Genomic DNA, 18,744 nt, shown 5'->3' on the forward strand with positions numbered 1-18,744 from the left:
GCGCCAAATGCCGCGTTATGGGCGCATTCTAGCCGTGAACGAAGGCTCGCCGCCAAGCGTCGAGATCGGCCGGCTCGAGTTTGCCCATCTTACGCGCCGCCACTGCGCCTTCCGCGTTGACAACCATTGTGAACGGAAGGCCGCCGCCTGTGTTGCCGAGCTGTCGCACGAGTTCCGTGCCTTCCAGCCCGGCCAGGCCGACGGGAAAGGAGACCGGCGTGCGCTCCAGGAACTTGCGCACCGCACTCGGCTGATCGATGGCCAAGCCGACGACTTGCCAACCGTTGGCAGCTTGATCGCGAAAGAAACGATCAACCATTGGTAATTCTTCGATGCACGGCGGACACCATGTTGCCCAGAAATTGACCAGCAACGGCTTGCCACGCAACGACGCGAAATCCAGCTCTCCACCCTCCGGCCGATCGAATCGCCGGGCCCAGAATGTCGGATCCAGCGCCTCACCGCCGCCAGTCGCGCTGGAACGCCCTTTCCACCAGGCTCCGCCGGCACCGGCCGCCGCGGCCACCACTGCCACGCCGCCAAAGAGCCAGCCGCGCCGGGTGGGCTTCGCACCGTCGCTCATGACTTGCCCGCTCTTTCCTGCTCGATCAGCCGCCGCAACGCCGTCAGGTCGCCACGCGGTGCCCTCCCCTGCGCGTCGGGCTTGAGTGCGCCGCGCAAATCGTCCAGGTCGTAGACAAGGAGGTGCACGCCGATTTCCTCGCCCAAGGCGCGGCAGGGGGCATGCACGCTCAAGGCCTCGACCTGCTCGCCATGGAAGCCGGTGACCATGCGGGGTTCGTAGTCGACATGGTGGTCGATCAGCGAAATCTCGGCCGACTTGGAGTCGTCACAAAAAAGCTGGATGTAGACGTCGGACAGCCGTGTCGCTGTGCCATGCCACACCGCGCCGCCGACATGCGGCCGAAATGGTGCCATGCGCTCCATCCATTGCAGGGCCAGTTCGCGCAGCGCCCGCAACTCGGCCGGCTGGGTGTCGGCGCAATAGAGCGCGATGTAGTCGCGGACCTCGGCCTCGACCTCGTCGTTGTTGGGCAGGGCGGTGCGCTGCGGCAGCCCCAGATCGCGCAGCGCGCGGCGCTTCGCGGGCCCGTATTCGAGCCCTTCCTCGACCACGAGGCGCGCGGCGGCAGCGGCGATTTCACGCTTGGACATGTCCATGCCGGCATTCTGCCCGCAAGGCGGCTTGCGCACAGGGGTCGTGGTCAGGCGCATCCCTAAAATCGACCGATGCATATTCATATTCTGGGCATCTGCGGCACCTTCATGGGCGGCGTCGCGGCGCTGGCGCGCGAGGCCGGCCACAAGGTCACGGGCTGCGATGCCGGCGTCTATCCCCCTATGAGCGATCAGTTGCGCGCATTGGGCATCGATTTGATCGAGGGCTTTGGCGCGGACCAGTTGGCGCTCAAGCCGGATGTGTTCGTGGTCGGCAACGTCGTGTCGCGCGCGCGGCTGGACGACGGCACCCCCAAGTTCCCGCTCATGGAAGCGATCCTCGACGCCGGCCTTCGCTACACCAGCGGTCCGCAATGGCTGGCCGAGGAGGTGCTGCAGGGGCGGCACGTGCTGGCGGTGGCCGGCACGCACGGCAAGACGACGACCACTTCGATGCTGGCCTGGGTGCTTGAAGCCACCGGCCGGGCGCCGGGTTTCCTGGTGGGTGGGGTGCCGTTGAATTTCGATGTCTCCGCACGAATGGGTGGAGGCGGCCCGAGCGCCGCGCCGGGCCGCCCCAAGCAAGCGAGCGCCCCCTCGGGGGGCAGCGAAGCACACGCAGTGGCGAGCGTGGGGGCACCATTCGTCATCGAGGCCGACGAGTACGACACCGCCTTCTTCGACAAGCGCAGCAAGTTCGTGCACTACCGGCCGCGGACGGCGGTGCTGAACAACCTCGAATTCGATCACGCGGACATCTTCGACGACCTCGCCGCCATCGAGCGGCAGTTCCATCACCTTCTGCGGACGGTGCCGGCCAGCGGCCGCGTGGTCGCCAACGCCACCGAGGACAGCCTGCGCCGCGTGCTGGCGCAGGGCTGCTGGAGCGAGCTGTCGCGCTTCGGCGCCGGTGGCGAGTGGCAGGCGAGCGGCACGCACGATGCCTTCGACGTGTTACGGCAAGGCGAAGTGGTCGGGCGCGTGGAGTGGACGCTCTCGGGCCTGCACAACCAGATGAACGCGCTGGCGGCCATCGCGGCGGCGGATCATCTGGGCGTGCCCCCGGCAGAGGCGGCGGCGGCGCTCGCGAGCTTTCGCAACGTGCGCCGGCGCATGGAACTGCGCGGCACCGTCGCGCGCAACGGCGGCAAGATCACGGTATATGACGATTTCGCGCACCACCCGACCGCCATTCACACCACGCTCGACGGCCTTCGCCGCCAGCTCGATGCCCAGGGGAACCGGCCCGACCGCATCCTGGCCGTGTTCGAGCCGCGCAGCAACACGATGAAGCTCGGCGCCATGGCCGCGCAATTGCCGTGGAGCCTGGAACGGGCCGACTTGGCCTTCTGCCACACGGCCGGCTTGGGCTGGGACGCGGCCGCCGCGCTGGCGCCCATGGGCGCACGCGCACAGGTCGCCGGCGAAATCGCGCCGCTGGTCGCGCAGGTGGTGTCGGCGGCGCGCCCGGGCGACCACATCGTCTGCATGAGCAATGGCGGCTTCGGCGGCGTTCACGAGAAGCTGCTGTCTGCCCTGAACGGGGCACGCTGAGCACCATGCGCGCGCAGGAGTTGATCGACATCCTTCGCCTGCAACGGCACCCCGAGGGGGGTTGGTACCGCGAGGTGTTCCGGTCGGCGGCGCAGGTGGATCCGCTTCTGGATCGCCCCAAGCGCGACGCGCTGACCAGCATCTATTTCCTGCTCGAGGCGGGACAGCAGTCGCGCTGGCACCGGGTGCTGTCCGACGAGGTCTGGGTCCACCTCGAAGGCGCGCCGATCACGCTCTGGACCTGGGACGCCGTGCTGCGAACCGCGCCGGTGAGCACATGCCTGGGCCCGGTCGACGCTGACGGCACGCGACCGCAGCACGTGGTGCCAGCCGGCCAGTGGCAAGCCGCCCGTCCGATCGCCGCGCACGGCAGTGGCGACTTCAGCCTGGCCGCCTGCATGGTCGCACCGGGCTTCGACTTCGCGGACTTTTCATTCATGACGCCCGGCGGCGAGGAGGGCGCCGTCCTGCGCCAGCACTGGCCGGAGCTGGGCGAGCTCATTTGATCGCCCCCGAACGCGCCGGGGGGCGCTTCGGAACAAGGAGACTCAGCCGCGGCGCTGCTTGACCGCCTGCGACAGCGTCTCCAGCACGCTCGCCGAATCGTCCCACCCGATGCAGGCATCGGTGATGCTCTTGCCGTATTCGAGCCCGGCGATCTTGTCCTTGCCCGGCGTGAACTTCTGCGCGCCGGCATTCAGGTGGCTCTCGATCATCACGCCGAACACGCTCTTGCTGCCACCGCCGATCTGCGCCGCGATGTCCTTCGCCACGTCGATCTGCTTCTGGTGCTGCTTCGAGCTGTTGGCGTGGCTGCAATCAACCATCAAGGTCGGCGGCAGCTTGGCCGCGGCGAGGTCCTTGCACGCTTCGGCCACGCTGGCCGCGTCGTAGTTGGGCGCCTTGCCGCCGCGCAGGATGACGTGGCAGTCCTTGTTGCCGTTGGTCTGCACGATCGCGACCTGGCCGTTCTTGTGCACCGACAGGAAGTGATGCCCGCGCGCCGCGGCCTGGATCGCATCGGTGGCAATGCGGATGTTGCCGTCAGTGCCATTCTTGAAGCCGATCGGCGCCGACAGGCCGGAGGCCAGCTCGCGGTGCACCTGGCTCTCGGTGGTGCGCGCGCCGATCGCGCCCCAGGAGATCAGGTCGCCGATGTACTGCGGTGAGATCACATCGAGGAACTCGCTGCCCGCCGGCAGACCGAGCCGGTTGATGTCGATGAGCAACTGGCGAGCGATGCGCAGGCCTTCGTCGATGCGGTAGCTCTCGTCGAGGTACGGGTCGTTGATCAGGCCCTTCCAGCCGACCGTGGTGCGGGGCTTCTCGAAATAGACACGCATGACGATCTCCAGCGAGTCGGCGTACTTCTCGCGCTCGACCTTGAGGCGGCGCGCGTAATCGAGCGCGGCAGCCGGGTCGTGGATGGAGCACGGGCCCATGATCACCAGCAGCCGATCATCCTTGCCGGCCATGATGTTGTGGATCGCGCGCCGCGTGCCGGTGATCAGCTTCTCGACCGGCGTTCCGCGGATCGGGAAGAAGCGGATCAGATGTTCGGGTGGGGGCAGCACGTTGATGTCCTTGATGCGTTCGTCGTCGGTCTGGCTGGTCTTTTCGACGTTCGCATACCAGCTGTCGCTGGGCTGCTGGGCGTGGGGAGGGGTCATCGTGTAGCTCCTGGTTTGAAATCAAAAGGGCATAAAAAAACCGCCGGGGCGTGAGCGCCGGCGGTCTTGGGGGGGTGTGCGTTTGTTTTACGCGCTCGCCTCTGGGCCGCCGGGGGTCCGGAACCAAAAGTACGAAAAAAAGAAAACTGCGCGCAACGACATGGGTTGCGAATGTAGCACAGGACCTTGCGCGACGATGTAACGATTAGGCGGTGCCGCCGACCGTCAGGCCATCGATGCGCAGGGTGGGCTGTCCGACACCCACCGGCACGCTCTGCCCTTCCTTGCCGCAGGTGCCCACGCCGGAATCGAGCGCCATGTCGTTGCCGATCATGGTCACGCGCGTCAGCGCATCCGGGCCGTTGCCGACGATGGTCGCGCCCTTCACCGGGTACTGGATCTTGCCGTTCTCCACCCAGTAGGCCTCGCTCGCCGAGAACACGAACTTGCCGCTCGTGATGTCGACCTGCCCGCCGCCGAAGTTGGTCGCGTAGAGGCCCTTCTTGATGCTCGCGACAATTTCCTTCGGGTCCTTGTCGCCGCCGAGCATGTAGGTGTTGGTCATGCGCGGCATCGGCACGTGGGCATAGCTTTCGCGGCGGCCGTTGCCGGTGGGCTTGACCTTCATGAGGCGCGCATTGAGCGCGTCCTGGATGTAGCCCTTGAGGATGCCGTCCTCGATCAGCACGTTGCGCTGACTGGCATTGCCCTCGTCGTCGACGTTGAGCGAGCCGCGGCGGTCGGCGATGGTGCCGTCGTCGAGCACCGTGACGCCCTTGGCCGCGACGCGCTGGCCGATGCGGCCGGAGAAGGCGCTCGAGCCCTTGCGGTTGAAGTCGCCTTCCAGGCCGTGGCCGATGGCTTCGTGCAGCAGGATGCCGGGCCAGCCCGGGCCGAGCACCACGGTCATTTCACCAGCGGGTGCGGGGCGCGATTCGAGGTTGACCAGCGCGGCGCTGACGGCCTGCTCGACGTATTCGGCAATGTGGGCATCGTCGAAGTACGCCAGGCCGAAACGACCGCCGCCGCCGCCGGAGCCCATTTCGCGGCGGCCGTTCTGTTCGGCGATCACCGTGACGGAGAGGCGCACCAGCGGGCGAACGTCAGCGGCCAAGGTGCCATCGGCACGGGCCACCAGCACGACGTCGTATTCGCTCGCGAGTCCAGCCATCACCTGCGACACGCGCGGGTCGCGCGCACGGGCCAGCTTCTCGACGCGGCCGAGCAGTTCGACCTTGGCGGTGCTGTCGAGCGTGGAGATCGGGTCGATGCCGTTGTAGAGCGAGCGGCTGGAGGCGATCTTGCGCACCGGCGCCTTCACGCGGGCCGAGCGGCCGGCTGACGAGATCGAGCGCACCGTGCGCGCCGCATCGAGCAGCGAGGCTTCGGAAATGTCGTCGGAATAGGCAAACGCCGTCTTCTCGCCGCTGACCGCGCGCACGCCGACACCCTGGTCGATGCTGAAGCTGCCGGTCTTGACGATGCCCTCTTCCAGGCTCCAGCCTTCGCTGCGCGTGTACTGGAAGTAGAGGTCGGCGTCGTCCACCTTGTGCGAGGCGATCTCGGCCAGCGCACGCGACAGGTGGGACTCGTCGAGTCCGAAGGGCGTGAGCAGGAGGCTTTGCGCCGTGGCGAGGCGCTCGATGGTGGGTTCGCGGGAGATCATCGGGGCATTATTGCTCGCCCCGATGATCACCGTGGATGTGTGGGGTCAGCGCACCGTATCCGCGATGGCCTGGAACGCGCGCATGTGCAGGCCATGCAGGGGGCCGTTCCCCGCGGTGGGTGTCGAGCCAAGCCTGACGATCACCACTTCGGCCTTCGGGTTCACATGGACGTACTGGCCGTGGATGCCCGAGGCCTCGAAGGCGCCGTCGGCGTTGTGCAGGATCCACCACTGGTTGCGGTACGAGTAGCCCGGTCGCGCCGCCTGGTTGCCAGCCTTGAACTTCTCGCGGTCGCCGCCGGCGCGGATCATGTCGACGGCCGCCTTCGACACCAGTTGCTGCCGGCTGAAAATGCCGCCGACCTGCCCGTCATTGCGCAGCATCTCGCCGAACCGGGCCAGGTCGCGCGCGGTGGCGTTGAAGCCCGAGCCCATCGACTCGAAGCCGAGGCGGTCGATGTTGATCGACGCGTCGTTCTCGGCGCCCATGCGCGTCCAGATGCGCTCGCTGAGGTTCTGCGAGAAGGGCTTGCCGGTGACGCGGTGGACCAGCCAGCCGACGATCTCGGAATGAACCGTCTTGTACGAGAAGCCGGCGCCGTGCTCGCCCTCCTTCTTCAGCGTCTTCAGGAAGGTGATGGTGTCGCGCGGGCCGGTCCAGGTCGGCGGCGTCGGCACCAGGCCGGAGGACATCGCGTACTGCATGACTTCGGAGGTCGGGTCGGCATAGTCCTCGCGGAACTTGACGCCGGCCGTCATGTCGAGCGTCTGCTGCACGGTGGCGTCGTCCCAGGCGGTGCCGGCGAGTTCGGGGATGTAGCTCGACACCTTCGCGTTCGGGTCGAGCTTGCCTTCGGCGATGAGTTGCGAGGCCAGCACGCCGGTGAGCGACTTGGTGACCGAGAACACCGCATGCGGCGTGTTCGGCGTCATGCCGCTCCAGTAGCGCTCCAGCACCACGCGGCCCTTGTGCAGCACGACGATGGCGTCGGTGTAGCTGCGCTCGGCATAGGCATCGATGCCGACCTTCTGGCCCCGGTCGTCGGTGAAGGTGAAACCCGACCAGTCGCGCTCGGCGCGCGGCAGTTCGAAGGCCGCGCCGGAGCCGCGCCAGACGTTGCGGCTGGGCACGATCTCGCGCATGTGCTGCAGGGTCCAGCGGATCTGCGGGAACTGGCCGCCGTTCTGGAAGGTGACCTGCTTGTCGGCCGGCGGCGGCGAGCCCTGCATCCAGCCGAGCTTGACGGGGTCGCTGTCGGTGGCCGAGAGCGGCGCGGGAGGTGTCTGCGCCATGCTGAATGCGCTGGCCGCGGCCAGTGCGATGCCAGCGCTCGCGCGGGCGATGAGGAACGCCATGTCTTGTCTCCGTTGATGTGTTGTCGTGCCCACCGATTGAAGCCGGTGACGGAACCCGAGACTATCGCGCCGGGGACATGAGCTCCACTGAACCTACGACTGCATCAACCGCCGCGCACGCGAGATCGACATCAGGATCCCCAGCGCCAGCCCCAGCGTCACCATCGCGGTGCCCCCATAGCTGATGAAGGGCAAGGGCACGCCCACCACCGGCAGGATGCCGCTCACCATGCCCATGTTCACGAAGGCATAGGTGAAGAAGATCATCGTGACCGCGCCGGCCAGCAGGCGCGCGAAGAGCGTGGGTGCGTCCATCGCGATGGCCAGCCCGCGAAAGATCAGGAAGACGAAGGAGACGATCAGGAACACGTTGCCGACCAGGCCGAATTCCTCGGAATAGGCCGCGAAGATGAAGTCGGTGGTGCGCTCGGGCACGAACTCCAGGTGCGTCTGCGTGCCCTGCATGAAGCCCTTGCCGCCGATGCCGCCCGAGCCGATGGCGATCATGCCCTGGATGATGTGGAAGCCCTTGCCGAGCGGGTCCTTGGTGGGGTCGAGCAGCGTGCATATTCGCTGCTTCTGGTAGTCGTGCAGCACGCGCCAGTCGAAGCCGTCGGCACACAGCGTCGATTCGTAGCCGACGATCAGCGCCACCGCGACCAGGCCGATCACCACCGGTGGCACGATCAGCTTCCACGACAACCCCGCGAAGAAGATCACCGACATGCCCGCCGCCAGCACCAGTAGCGCGGTGCCGAGGTCGGGCTGCTTCATGATCAGGCCGACCGGCACGCCCAGCAGGATGGTGGCCACGATGAAATCGAGCGGCCGCAACTGGCCTTCGCGGCGCTGGAACCACCAGGCCAGCATCAGCGGCATGGCGATCTTGAGGATTTCGCTGGGCTGGATCACCACGCCCACGTTGATCCAGCGCCGCGCGCCCTTCTTGGTGATGCCGAACACCGCCACCGCGATCAGCAGCGCCACGCCGACCGTGTAGAGCGGCACCGCGAACGACATGAGCCGCTGCGGCGGTACTTGCGCCACCACGAACATGATGAACGCCGCCAGCAGCATGTTGCGGCCGTGGTCCATGAAGCGCGTGCCATGGTCGAAGCCGGACGAATACATGGTCACCATTCCGGCGCAACCCAGCAGCACCACGGCGAAGGCCAGCAAGCCATCGAAGCCCTGGAAGATGGGCGCGATGCGGCGCGCGAGAGAGGGTTGCTGGAAGACGGCCGACATGGGGCGCAATTATCGCCTCGCGAGTGTGACCTGCCGCTCCTCAAACGAACGCCAACTGCACCACCGTCCGCCCCGGCTGGCTTTCCAGTGCCAGTTGCACACCGATGGCCTGCGCGCGCTGGCGCAGGGCGCGCGGCAGCTGGCTGGCGTCGAAGCCGCGGCCGTTGTCGACGGCCCGCAAGCGCAGCACGCCCTCATGCATCGCGGCCTCGATGCGCAACACGCTGGCCTCGGCATGCTGCAGCACGTTCGAGATGACCTCGAACAGCAGGAACTGCAGTTGCCGCATGGCCGGCCCGTCGAGGCGCGACACGGGTTCGATCTCCTCCACCGCCCACTCCAATCCCACGCTGGACGCGGCCAGGCGCGGCTCCAGGCGATAGCGCAACGCGGCCAACAGCGCACCCACGTCGCCGGGCGGCATGTGGATCGCGTCCATCGACAGCTTGAGTTGGTCCAGCGAATCGCGCAGCGTGCGCAGCAGTTCCGTCGGCCGCGCCTGGCCGGACTGGAGCTGGTGGATGGCGGCGCTGATGTGCGAGCCGACGCCGTCGTGCATGTCGCGCAGGATGCGCTCGCGCTCGTGCGTGCGCGCCTGCTCGCGGCTTGCGTCTTCGAGCCGGGCGTAGGTCGAGGCCAGTTCACGCTCGCGGTCGGCGACGCGCGCGGCCAATGTGCCGAGCAATTCCTTGGCCTGCGTGCTGGCGGTGTGGAAGCGCTCCAACACGATGGCCAGCAAGGCGATGCCGAAGAACACCGAGGTGTAGCGCACCCAGGTGGTTTCGCCGTAGCTGTCGCTGAGCCGGATCACGGCCCAGTCGCGTAGCGCGACCACGACGGTCAACACCGCGGCCGAGCCGACCAACACGCGCGCCGTGTCCGGGCGCCGCACCGTGGCCGCGGCAAACACGCCGATGTAGCCGAACACGCCGACCAGTTCCAGCGCCAGCCATCCGGTCAGCCAGCGCGGGTCGGCCTGGCTCAGCGAGAACCAGCAGCAGGCGATGGAGCCGAGGAACATGACGGCCATGGCTCGCCACATCCAGTGCATGCGCGGGTGCCGGTCCCAGCCCGCGACATGGTGGCAGAACAGCATCGCCGACACGGCCCAGCCTGAATAGCAGGCGGTCATCAGCGTGCCCCAGCCCACCCAGCCGATCGGCGGGGTGACGATGGCGGCATCGGCCACGCGCAGGGCCCAGCAGAATTCGGCCAGCGCGGCCCAGAAGTAGACGGCCTCGCGCCGGCGCCCGCCGGTCGCCCTGTTGCCGGACTGGGTCAGCCACAAGGCCAGCGCGATCGCGCCGACGACCACGCTGAAGCCCACCAGCAGCACGGACCCGGTGAAGCGCGAGGCGTAGGCTGCGCTGTAGATGGCCAGCACGTCGTCGGCGGGGCCGATCAGGACCGGCGACAAGCCTGCACGGCGGCCGGAATCGGCCCGCAGCCGGATCTCAAGCAGGTTGGGGCCGGCGCGCAGCAACTGCGCCGGGACCATCAGCGACCGCGGCGATTTCGCGTAGTCCGCGCCGTTGCCGCGCGACAGGTCGCCGTGCACGCGCAGCAATTCGCCGTTGAGACGCAGCTCGAAGGTATTGCCGACGCGCTGCATGTACACCGCCCAGGGGCCGTCCGGGCGCTGCGGCAGCGTGAAAGGCAATTCGAAACGGGCCGTGCCGGGCTGTGCATGCTGTTCATGGTCCCAGTTGTAGGGCAGCACCAGCGGCGCCGTCGCGGTCTGCCCGTGGATCGTGGTGCTGACACTGCCCTGTCGCAACTCCAGGACGGCGGAGCCCGTTTGGGCGGACGCGAAGGCGCAGGTCCACCACAGCAGCAGCCCGACGAACGCGCTGCGCCAACCGCGCATCAGGCCGCGCCCGGATGCTGCAGCAGGCCGAGGCGCATGGCCTCGAAGACCGCCTCGTTCTTCGAATGCACCGCCAGCTTGCCGTAGAGGTGCTTGATATGGGTCTGCACCGTGTGCACGCTGAGGCCTTGCAGCCGGGCGATCTCGGCATACGAGAAGCCGCGGGCGATGAGCGTCAGCACTTCCTGCTCGCGGGGCGACAGCAGGGCGCGCGCGGTGGCGTCCGGGCGTTGCGGCGGTGTGGCGGGCGCCGCATCAGGCTCGGAGCGGCCACTCGCCTGCAACAGCCGATAGCGGGCCAGCACGCGCCGCGCGATCATGGGCGAGATCGGCGAAGCTCCGGCCTTCATCTCCAGGATGGTCAGGGCGATGTCCTCGGGCGCGGCGTCCTTGTGGATGTAACCAAGTGCGCCGGCTTCGATGCTCGCGAGCACGCTGTCCTCGTCGCCGAAGACCGAGATCACCAGCGGTTCGCATTGCGGGTAGCGGGCCACGGCGGCGGAGATCACGTCGAGCCCGCTGCCGTCGGGCAGGCCCAGGTCGACCAGCAGCACGTCCGGGATCACGGCGTCGCCATCGAGCCAATCCAGCGCCTCGCGCACCGAGGCTGCGCCGCCAAGCCACTGCAAGCGGGGGCTGCGCCGCACGCTGGCCTCGAAGAAAGCGCGCGCATGGTCGTCGTCCTCCACCACCAGGACGCCCCAGGGTGGGGGCGGGGGCAAGGTCGGTTCAACGGCGGGCATGTCGGAAGCATATAGCTAGTAACAGTTAATACACATTGTTGAATGCCAAATTCATGGGATGCATGGCCGGGCGGAGTGCCCCGACACTTGTTACAAACTAGCTTGGCCGGTTCCCACCGGGATCCGCCCGACCGCCTACGATGGCTTACCTCGAGAAAAAAGCACCCCGTAGCGGCCGTGCAGCCTGCACAGTCCGCTATCAATTTCATAGCATGCGACAAGTTCCCACGACCCACCTGCTGTATTTGCACGGTTTCCGCTCCTCCCCGAATTCGACCAAGGCGCAGGTGATGGCGCGTAGCGTCGCCGCATCGCATCCGGAGGTGCAGTGGTGGTGTCCGCAGTTGCCGCCTTCGCCGCGCGAAGCGATCGACATGGTGATGCGCGGCATCGCGTCCTGGCCGCGGGATTCGATGGCCGTGGTGGGGTCTTCGCTCGGCGGCTTCTATGCGACCTACGTGGCTGGCATGACCCGGTGCCCGGCCGTGCTGCTGAACCCTGCGGTGGATCCTGCGCGCGACCTGGCGCACCACATCGGGACGCAGGTCCAGTGGCACGACCCATCGCAGCAATTTTATTTCCGCCCGGAATACATCGGTGAACTGAAGGCGCTGGAAGTGGGGCAGTTGCCGCGGCCGGAGCGCTGCCTTGCGATCGTGGCCAAGGGCGACGAGGTGCTGGACTGGCGCGAGATGTCGGCGCGCTATCCCGGCAGCCGCATCAAGCTGCTGGAGAAGGGTGACCATGCGCTCTCGGATTTCGAACGGGCGCACCTGGACGAGGTGATGGCCTTCCTGCATCTCGCTTAGCGGCATGACCCTGGCGCGGCGCCCTCCCCGGTGAGTGCCCACACACGGACAATTCCGCGGCTTCCATAGGTGTGAGCCCCCGGGAAGCGGGCTGCGGGCCCATGGGACAATCGTCACCATGTTTGTATTGTTTGAAGAAGCCGGCAAGTACCTTGGCGGACGCGTGCTGTCGGAGGCGGAAGCCTCGGCCCAGGTCGAGCTCGACACGGGCAAGCGCGTCAAGGTCAAGGCTGCCAACATCGTGCTGCGCTTCGAGAAGCCCGGCCCGGCCGAGTTGATCGCCGAGGCGCGCGCCCTGGCCACGACCATGGACCTCGACTTGGCCTGGGAGTTTTCGCCGGAGGGCGAATTCGGTTTCGCCGACCTGGCCGCCGACTATTTCCAGGACAAGCCCACGCTGGCGCAGCAGGCCGCCGCGCTGTTCGGGCTGTTCGATGCGCCGCACTACTTCCGCCGCGCCGGCAAGGGCCGCTTCAAGAAGGCGCCCGCCGAGATCGTGCAGCAGGCGCTGGCCGCCATCGAGAAGAAGAAGCAGGTCGCGGCGCAGATCGCCGAATGGGCGAAGCAGTTGGTCGAGGGCGTGTGCCCGGCGCCGGTCCGCGACCAGCTCTACAAGATCCTCTTCAAGCCCGACAAGAACGCGCCCGAATACCGAGCCGTGGTCGATGCCTCGCGCGCCTCGCAGCGTCCGCCGCTGGAGTTGCTGGAACGCGCCGGGGCGATCGATTCGGCCTACCAGTTCCACTGGAAGCGTTTCCTGTTCGAGAACTTCCCCAAGGGCACGGCCTTCCCTGCGCTGCAGGCTCCCGCCATCACCGATGCGCTGCCGCTGGCCGAAGGCGTGGAGGCCTTCTCCATCGACGATTCGCAGACCACCGAGATCGACGACGCGCTGTCGGTGCGCGGCCTCGGCAGCGGCACGGTCGTGGTCGGCATCCACATCGCCGCGCCCGGCCTGGCGCTGGTGCCCGGCAGTGCCATCGACCAGGTGGCGCGCAACCGCATGTCGACGGTCTACATGCCGGGCTACAAGATCACGATGCTGCCGGACGACATCGTCAATGCCTACACCTTGCAGGAGGGGCGCGACTGCCCTGCCGTCTCGCTCTACGCGACCTTCGATGAAGCCTCGCTGGAACTGAAGGGCACCGAGACGAAACTGGAGCGCGTGCCGATCGTCGCCAACCTGCGGCACGACCAGCTCGATGCCTTCGTCAGCGAGGAATGGCTGACCGACCCGAGCGTGCCGAACGGCGATGCACCGCCGGTGGCCGTTCAAGTGCGCGAGCCGCTGACCTTCCTGTTCCGCCTGGCGCGCAGCCTCAAGGCGCAGCGCGAGGTCGTGCGCGGCAAGCCGGAGAACTTCAACCGTCCCGACTACAACTTCCGCCTGGAAGGCAACGTCGGCGAGCCGTCCGGTGAAGAAAAGGTCAGCATCAGCACGCGCCGCCGCGGCGCCCCGCTGGACCTGATCGTGGCCGAGGCCATGATCCTGGCCAACAGCACCTGGGGCAGCTGGCTCGGCGAGTTCGGCGTGCCGGGCCTCTACCGCAGCCAGGCCAGCCTGGCGCCGGGCGTGAAGGTGCGCATGGGCACCAAGCCTGCGCCGCATGCCGGCATCGGCGTCAAGAGCTATGCCTGGAGCACCTCGCCGCTGCGCCGCTACACCGACTTGGTCAACCAGTGGCAGATCATCGCGGCCGCGCGCCACGGCAAGACCGCCGCACTGGCCGCCCCCTTCAAGCCGAAGGACGCCGACCTGTTCTCGATCCTCTCCGGCTTCGACGCGGCCTACAGCACCTACAACGGCTACCAGGCCGGCATGGAGCGCTTCTGGACGCTCAAGTACCTGCAGCAGAACGGCATCACCGAACTGGACGCGACCGTGATGAAGGACTTCCCGAACGGTGCGCTGGTGCGTGCCGACAACCTGCCGCTGGTGTTCCCGGTGGCCGGCCAGCAGGAGCGCGGCGCACACGTGCGGGTGAAGCTCGGCGACATCGACGAGATCTCGCTCGACGTGCACGGCACCGTGCTGGCACGGCTCGATGCGGCGCCCGATGCGGACATCGAGGATGAGGGCGGCGACGAAGAGGAAGTCGCCGGACCGATCGCCATCGCCGTGGACCTGGCGGACAGCGAGGCCACGCCGGACAACGTGCCCGCATGAACCTGCGCGACTTCAGCGTCCTTCAGATCGCGCTGGGGATCTCGATCCTCGCCCACGGTGTGTTGCTGGCCGTGCGCTTTGCCGATCCCGAAGCCTTCGACCGCGCGTTCAAGGAGACCGCGCTCGAAGTCATCCTGGTCAATGCGTCGACCAACGAGAAGCCTGACAAGGCACAGGCCATCGCGCAGCGCTCGCTGGCGGGCGGTGGTGACCTGGAGCGCGGCCGGGCCACCAGCCCGCTGCCTCCCTCCGCCTTCACCGCGGTGGGCGATGCGTCCGAGGATTCGCAGCGCCAGGTCGAATCGATGCAGGCGCAGCAGCAACTGTTGCTCGCGCAGATCCGGCAGCAACTCGCGACCATGCCGCTGCCCGATCCGCGCAATTCGGGTGACCCGACGCAAAGCAGCGACCGCGAGGAACAACGCCGGCAGTTGCTTGAACTGCTCGCCGAGATCGAGAAGCGCGTCAACGAAGAGAACGCGCGGCCCAAGAAGCGCTACATCAGCCCCGCCACGCGCGAGGCCGCCTACGCGATGTACGTCGATGCCCTGCGCCGCCGCATCGAGGCGCGCGGCACCGAGAACTTCCCCGAGGCCGCGGGCAAGAAGCTGTACGGCGCGCTGACCATGCTGGTCACCATCAACTTCGACGGCAGCGTGGTCGGCGCCGAGATCGTGGAGAGCTCGGGCAACACCGTGCTCGACAAGCGCGCCCAGGCGATCGTGCGCAGCATCGGCAACTTCGGCAAGTTCACCGACGCGATGCGCCGGCAGGCCGACCAGATCGTGCTGCCCTCGCGCTTCCGGTTCACCCGCGACGAGACGCTCGAGGCGCGCCCCTCCGCACCCTGACGGCGCTTCAAGTCGCGACTTTGCAAGAGACAAGAGGGAGAAGGCCATGGACCTGTATTGCGTGATGGGCAACCCGATCGAGCACAGCCGCTCGCCGTGGATTCACATGCGCTTCGCCGAACTCACCGGGCAGACGCTGGACTATGGCCGGCGCCTCGTGCCGATGGGTGGCTTCGCGCAGGCGGTGGCCGCGTTCCGAGCCGACACCGCGGGCACGGCGCGCGGCTGCAACATCACGGTGCCCTTCAAGTTCGATGCCGCTGCCATGGCGCAGCACGTGACGCCGCGCGCAGCACTGGCGCAGGCGGTGAATCAATTGAGCTTTCGTGACGACGGCGTCCATGGCGACAACACGGACGGTGCCGGCCTCGTCAACGACATCACGCGCAATGCCGGCGTCGAGATGCGAGGCCGCGATGTGCTGCTGGTCGGTGCGGGCGGCGGTGCGTCAGGCGTGCTGGGTCCCTTCCTGGAAGCCGGTGCGCGACGCGTCGTGGTGGCCAACCGCACGCTGGGCAAGGCGGTGACGCTGGTGCAGCGGCATGCGGCGCTGGCCTTGTCGCACCATGCCGAGATCGAGGCGCAGGAGCTCGACACCGTCAGCGGCAGCTTCGACGTGATCGTCAATGCCACGGCGTCGAGTCTGAGCGGCGGCGGCGTGCCCGTGGCCGCGAGCGTGTTGAAGCCTGGTGCGCTGGCGGTCGACATGATGTACGGGCCGGCGGCGCAAGGCTTCCTGGACTGGGCGCGCGACAACGGCGCCGTGCCGCGCGATGGCCTCGGCATGCTGGTCGAGCAGGCGGCCGAAGCCTTCGCGACCTGGCGCGGCGTCCGGCCGCCATCGGCCCAGGTGCTGGGCGAGTTGCGCGCGCTGGTCGCAGGCTGACGAACGACGATGCGTGCGGTGTTCCGTTGGGTGCTGTGCCTGCTGGTGGCAGGGCTGGCGTTGCAACTCTTCTTTGTCGCGCGGATCGCGATGATGGCCGCGATCAATCCCGAATCGACCGCGTTCCAGCGTTCCGAGGCTTGGCAGATCGCCACGAAAGGCCGAGCCAATGGCGGGCGCGAATGGCAGCAGGATTGGGTCCCCTACGCGCAGATCTCGGAGACGCTCAAGCGCGCCGTGATCGCCAGTGAAGATGGGGAATTCATCTACCACCAGGGCGTGGAATGGGAAGCCATCGAGAAGGCCCGCCAGCGCAATGCCAAGGCCGAGGAACTGGCCGCCAAACGCGCGGCACAGGCCGCGGCGGCCGGCAAGCCGGTGCGCCCGCCAAAGCTGCGCGGCGGCTCGACCATCACGCAGCAACTCGCGAAGAACCTGCTGCTGTCGGGCGAGCGCACGCTGCTGCGCAAGGGCCAGGAACTGGTGCTCGCGACGCTGCTGGAATTGATGCTGAGCAAGCAGCGCATCCTCGAGATCTACCTGAACAACGTCGAATGGGGCGAAGGCGTGTTCGGCGCCGAGGCCGCGTCGCGGCACTACTTCAACAAGTCGGCGTCACGACTGAATGCCAACGAGGCGGCGCGACTCGCGGTGATGCTGCCGAGCCCGAAGTTCTTCGAGCGCCGGCCGACCTCCGCCTACATCATGGGGCGCAGCGCGACGATCGTCGCGCGCATGCCGTCGGCGGACCTGCCCTGAGGCGGATCGGGCCGGCGCGCCCGTATCATCGCCGCCATGTTGGCAAAAATCGTGGGATGGATATTGCTTGGGGTGGTGCGCTTGCTCACCGGCTCCCAGGCACGTTGGTATGGTTGTCCGCCCAAGGCCGAGCAGCGCATCTACTTCGCGAACCACCAGAGCCATGCCGACATCGTCATGATCTGGGCGGCGCTGCCCGAGGAACTGCGCGTGATCACCCGGCCGATCGCAGCGAAGGACTATTGGGCCAACACCCCGGTCAAGCGCTGGATCACGACTGAGGTGTTCCATGCGGTGTATGTGGATCGAGGCCAGGCGGCCGCACCGCCGGCCCCACCTCCCCCGCCGCCCGAACGTGTCGAACCCTCGATGGAGCCGGTCGGCGCAATCCAGCTGCCGCTGGTCCCGCCGGAGGAACCCGCGCCCCAGCCTGAAGCCGCGGCACCTGCGGCACCTTTGGACAGCAGCGACCCGCTGACGCCCCTCGTCGATGCACTCAAGAGCGGTGACTCGATCATCATCTTTCCCGAAGGCACGCGCGGCAACACCGGCGAACCGCAGAAGTTCAAGTCGGGCCTCTATGCACTCGCCAAGATGTTCCCGGAAGTGGTGCTGGTGCCGGCCTGGATCGACAACATCCAGCGCGTGATGCCAAAGGGCGAAGTGGTGCCCGTGCCGATCCTCTGCTCCGTGACCTTCGGCGCGCCGATACAGGTGGAGGAAGGCGAGCAACGCCGGCCCTTCCTGGAACGCGCCCGTGCCGCCGTGCTCGCGCTGCGCGACGTCTGAAATGAAGAAGCTTCGTTCATGAACCAAACCTTGCGCAGCATGACGCCGGAGCACCAGGTCGGCTTGCTGTTCCTGATCGTCTTCGGCATCCTGGCAATCGTCAGCATCGCGACATTGATCATCGGCCTGCGAGAGCGCCGCAACCACGACCGCGGCGAAGCGTGGTTGCAGGACTTCAACGACTTCCGTCGGCTGCTGCGTACCAGTTGGGGCATGGCGGTGTTGTTCTGGACCGGCTGGGTGCTGGGGCCGGGCGCCGCGACCTTCCTGTTCGGCCTGTTCGCGTTCCTGGCGCTGCGCGAGTTCATCACGCTGTCGCCGACGCGGCGTGGTGACCACCGCAGCCTGATCCTGGCCTTCTTCGTGGTGCTGCCGTTGCAGTTCATCCTCGTGGGCACGGCGCACTTCAACCTCTTCACCGTGTTCATCCCGGTGTACGTGTTCCTTGCCATTCCCACGGTCAGCGCGCTGGCCAACGACCCGAGCCACTTCCTGGAACGCAATGCCAAGTTGCAGTGGGGCATCATGGTCTGCGTCTACGGCATGAGCCACGTGCCTGCGCTGCTGATGCTGTCCTTTCCGGGCTTCGAGGGCAAGAGCGCGTTCCTCGTGTTCTTCCTGGTGTTCGTGGTGCAGGCCTGCATGGTGGTCCAGCACGTGATCGCGCGGCACTTCGTTTATCCGCCAGCCGAAGGCACCAGCAAGCTGCGGCGCTGGCTGACGCGCCCGCCCTTCGCGCCGAACGTGAGCCGAAGCTTCAACTGGGCCAGCTGGAGCGCCGGCATGGCCATCGGCACCGTGGTGGGCGGCCTGATGTCCTTCATCACGCCCTTCAAGTATGGGCAGGCGATGGCGATGTCCTTGATCGCCTGCGTGGCGGGCTCGATGGGCCACCTGGTGATGAAGGCGCTCAAGCGTGACCGAGGGATACCGCACTGGGGGCAGAAGGGCGTGGGCGTGACCGGGGCCGCGGGCTTGCTGGACCGGGTGGATGCGCTGTGTTTTGCGGCGCCGATCTTCTTTCATTCGGTCCGCTGGTACTTCGGGGTTTGAGGCTGCGCGCTTGCGACGGTCGCATTCGCTCAAGCCTGCAATCTCAGCACCGCCGATCACCTGTCCAGCACACGACTGGCCGCCTCCGCGTGCCTCAGCGGCGCGGCATCCACTACAGTCCTGTTCAATGTTCTCCCCCACTCA

The 18,744-nt window shown here is 67.3% G+C and carries 17 protein-coding genes; 9 read left to right on the forward strand and 8 right to left on the reverse strand.

Annotation, left to right across the window (positions count from 1 at the left end):
• Nucleotides 1–28: 28 nt before the first annotated feature.
• Nucleotides 29–583 carry a TlpA family protein disulfide reductase gene (locus WKW79_RS08540; protein ID WP_340334712.1) on the reverse strand — a complete coding sequence of 185 codons (555 nt, stop codon included), beginning with the start codon at nt 581–583 and terminating at the stop codon, nt 29–31.
• Complete coding sequence (locus WKW79_RS08545; RefSeq protein ID WP_340334713.1) at nt 580–1,182, reverse strand: hypothetical protein; 603 nt, start codon at nt 1,180–1,182, stop codon at nt 580–582. The genes WKW79_RS08540 and WKW79_RS08545 overlap by 4 nt, the downstream gene beginning before the upstream one ends.
• Before the next feature lie 69 nt (nt 1,183–1,251).
• Between WKW79_RS08545 and mpl the strand changes: the two genes are divergently transcribed.
• Both mpl and WKW79_RS08555 read left to right on the forward strand, forming a co-directional pair.
• The gene (gene mpl / locus WKW79_RS08550) at nt 1,252–2,733 is read left to right on the forward strand and encodes a UDP-N-acetylmuramate:L-alanyl-gamma-D-glutamyl-meso-diaminopimelate ligase (RefSeq protein WP_340334714.1); all 1,482 of its coding nucleotides are present in this window, start codon (nt 1,252–1,254) and stop codon (nt 2,731–2,733) included.
• 5 nt (nt 2,734–2,738) lie between these two features.
• On the forward strand, nt 2,739–3,239 hold the full coding sequence (locus WKW79_RS08555) for a cupin domain-containing protein (RefSeq protein WP_340334715.1): 501 nt from the start codon (nt 2,739–2,741) through the stop codon (nt 3,237–3,239).
• A gap of 42 nt (nt 3,240–3,281) precedes the next feature.
• Here the strand turns inward: WKW79_RS08555 and WKW79_RS08560 are convergent, their stop codons facing one another.
• From WKW79_RS08560 to WKW79_RS08585, 6 genes are all read right to left on the reverse strand, one after another.
• Nucleotides 3,282–4,403 (reverse strand): 3-deoxy-7-phosphoheptulonate synthase, encoded by a 1,122-nt coding sequence (locus tag WKW79_RS08560; protein WP_340334716.1) that lies wholly within the window; start codon nt 4,401–4,403, stop codon nt 3,282–3,284.
• Nucleotides 4,404–4,608: 205 nt separating this feature from the next.
• The gene (gene tldD / locus WKW79_RS08565) at nt 4,609–6,069 is read right to left on the reverse strand and encodes a metalloprotease TldD (protein ID WP_340334717.1); all 1,461 of its coding nucleotides are present in this window, start codon (nt 6,067–6,069) and stop codon (nt 4,609–4,611) included.
• A 45-nt stretch (nt 6,070–6,114) separates the two neighbouring features.
• Complete coding sequence (locus WKW79_RS08570) at nt 6,115–7,425, reverse strand: serine hydrolase domain-containing protein (protein ID WP_340334718.1); 1,311 nt, start codon at nt 7,423–7,425, stop codon at nt 6,115–6,117.
• A gap of 93 nt (nt 7,426–7,518) precedes the next feature.
• The gene (rodA, locus tag WKW79_RS08575) at nt 7,519–8,673 is read right to left on the reverse strand and encodes a rod shape-determining protein RodA (protein ID WP_340334719.1); all 1,155 of its coding nucleotides are present in this window, start codon (nt 8,671–8,673) and stop codon (nt 7,519–7,521) included.
• Between the two features lie 40 nt (nt 8,674–8,713).
• Nucleotides 8,714–10,540 carry a sensor histidine kinase gene (locus tag WKW79_RS08580; RefSeq protein WP_340334720.1) on the reverse strand — a complete coding sequence of 609 codons (1,827 nt, stop codon included), beginning with the start codon at nt 10,538–10,540 and terminating at the stop codon, nt 8,714–8,716.
• Complete coding sequence (locus WKW79_RS08585) at nt 10,540–11,283, reverse strand: response regulator (protein ID WP_340334721.1); 744 nt, start codon at nt 11,281–11,283, stop codon at nt 10,540–10,542. Before WKW79_RS08585 ends, WKW79_RS08580 begins: the two co-directional genes overlap by 1 nt.
• A gap of 212 nt (nt 11,284–11,495) precedes the next feature.
• Between WKW79_RS08585 and WKW79_RS08590 the strand changes: the two genes are divergently transcribed.
• The 7 genes from WKW79_RS08590 to WKW79_RS08620 all read left to right on the forward strand — a co-directional run bounded on the left by WKW79_RS08590 (nt 11,496) and on the right by WKW79_RS08620 (nt 18,600).
• Nucleotides 11,496–12,092, forward strand: coding sequence for a YqiA/YcfP family alpha/beta fold hydrolase (locus WKW79_RS08590; protein WP_340334722.1), 597 nt, complete (start codon nt 11,496–11,498; stop codon nt 12,090–12,092).
• 118 nt (nt 12,093–12,210) lie between these two features.
• Complete coding sequence (locus WKW79_RS08595) at nt 12,211–14,262, forward strand: ribonuclease catalytic domain-containing protein (RefSeq protein WP_340334723.1); 2,052 nt, start codon at nt 12,211–12,213, stop codon at nt 14,260–14,262.
• Nucleotides 14,259–15,113 carry an energy transducer TonB gene (locus WKW79_RS08600; RefSeq protein WP_340334724.1) on the forward strand — a complete coding sequence of 285 codons (855 nt, stop codon included), beginning with the start codon at nt 14,259–14,261 and terminating at the stop codon, nt 15,111–15,113. Before WKW79_RS08595 ends, WKW79_RS08600 begins: the two co-directional genes overlap by 4 nt.
• A gap of 46 nt (nt 15,114–15,159) precedes the next feature.
• Complete coding sequence (gene aroE / locus WKW79_RS08605; RefSeq protein WP_340334725.1) at nt 15,160–15,999, forward strand: shikimate dehydrogenase; 840 nt, start codon at nt 15,160–15,162, stop codon at nt 15,997–15,999.
• A gap of 9 nt (nt 16,000–16,008) precedes the next feature.
• Nucleotides 16,009–16,758: a monofunctional biosynthetic peptidoglycan transglycosylase gene (gene mtgA, locus WKW79_RS08610; protein WP_340334726.1), complete on the forward strand. Its 750-nt coding sequence runs from the start codon at nt 16,009–16,011 to the stop codon at nt 16,756–16,758.
• A gap of 36 nt (nt 16,759–16,794) precedes the next feature.
• Nucleotides 16,795–17,547, forward strand: a complete 753-nt coding sequence (locus tag WKW79_RS08615) for a lysophospholipid acyltransferase family protein (RefSeq protein WP_340334727.1) — start codon at nt 16,795–16,797, stop codon at nt 17,545–17,547.
• Between the two features lie 18 nt (nt 17,548–17,565).
• On the forward strand, nt 17,566–18,600 hold the full coding sequence (locus WKW79_RS08620) for a phosphatidate cytidylyltransferase (RefSeq protein WP_340334728.1): 1,035 nt from the start codon (nt 17,566–17,568) through the stop codon (nt 18,598–18,600).
• The last annotated feature ends 144 nt before the right edge of the window (nt 18,601–18,744 follow it).

The organism is Variovorax robiniae (genome assembly GCF_037889955.1).
In the GTDB taxonomy this organism is placed as follows: Bacteria; Pseudomonadota; Gammaproteobacteria; order Burkholderiales; family Burkholderiaceae_C; genus Variovorax; species Variovorax robiniae.

Coding starts and splice junctions, on each gene's coding strand:
- WKW79_RS08600 (WP_340334724.1), top strand. CDS start 14,259: ATGAACCTGCGCGACTTCAGCGTCCTTCAGATCGCGCTGGGGATCTCG.
- rodA (WP_340334719.1), bottom strand. CDS start 8,673: ATGTCGGCCGTCTTCCAGCAACCCTCTCTCGCGCGCCGCATCGCGCCC.
- mtgA (WP_340334726.1), top strand. CDS start 16,009: ATGCGTGCGGTGTTCCGTTGGGTGCTGTGCCTGCTGGTGGCAGGGCTG.
- WKW79_RS08540 (WP_340334712.1), bottom strand. CDS start 583: ATGAGCGACGGTGCGAAGCCCACCCGGCGCGGCTGGCTCTTTGGCGGC.
- WKW79_RS08595 (WP_340334723.1), top strand. CDS start 12,211: ATGTTTGTATTGTTTGAAGAAGCCGGCAAGTACCTTGGCGGACGCGTG.
- WKW79_RS08620 (WP_340334728.1), top strand. CDS start 17,566: ATGAACCAAACCTTGCGCAGCATGACGCCGGAGCACCAGGTCGGCTTG.
- WKW79_RS08545 (WP_340334713.1), bottom strand. CDS start 1,182: ATGGACATGTCCAAGCGTGAAATCGCCGCTGCCGCCGCGCGCCTCGTG.
- WKW79_RS08590 (WP_340334722.1), top strand. CDS start 11,496: ATGCGACAAGTTCCCACGACCCACCTGCTGTATTTGCACGGTTTCCGC.
- tldD (WP_340334717.1), bottom strand. CDS start 6,069: ATGATCTCCCGCGAACCCACCATCGAGCGCCTCGCCACGGCGCAAAGC.
- WKW79_RS08580 (WP_340334720.1), bottom strand. CDS start 10,540: ATGCGCGGTTGGCGCAGCGCGTTCGTCGGGCTGCTGCTGTGGTGGACC.
- WKW79_RS08560 (WP_340334716.1), bottom strand. CDS start 4,403: ATGACCCCTCCCCACGCCCAGCAGCCCAGCGACAGCTGGTATGCGAAC.
- mpl (WP_340334714.1), top strand. CDS start 1,252: ATGCATATTCATATTCTGGGCATCTGCGGCACCTTCATGGGCGGCGTC.
- WKW79_RS08585 (WP_340334721.1), bottom strand. CDS start 11,283: ATGCCCGCCGTTGAACCGACCTTGCCCCCGCCCCCACCCTGGGGCGTC.
- aroE (WP_340334725.1), top strand. CDS start 15,160: ATGGACCTGTATTGCGTGATGGGCAACCCGATCGAGCACAGCCGCTCG.
- WKW79_RS08615 (WP_340334727.1), top strand. CDS start 16,795: ATGTTGGCAAAAATCGTGGGATGGATATTGCTTGGGGTGGTGCGCTTG.
- WKW79_RS08555 (WP_340334715.1), top strand. CDS start 2,739: ATGCGCGCGCAGGAGTTGATCGACATCCTTCGCCTGCAACGGCACCCC.
- WKW79_RS08570 (WP_340334718.1), bottom strand. CDS start 7,425: ATGGCGTTCCTCATCGCCCGCGCGAGCGCTGGCATCGCACTGGCCGCG.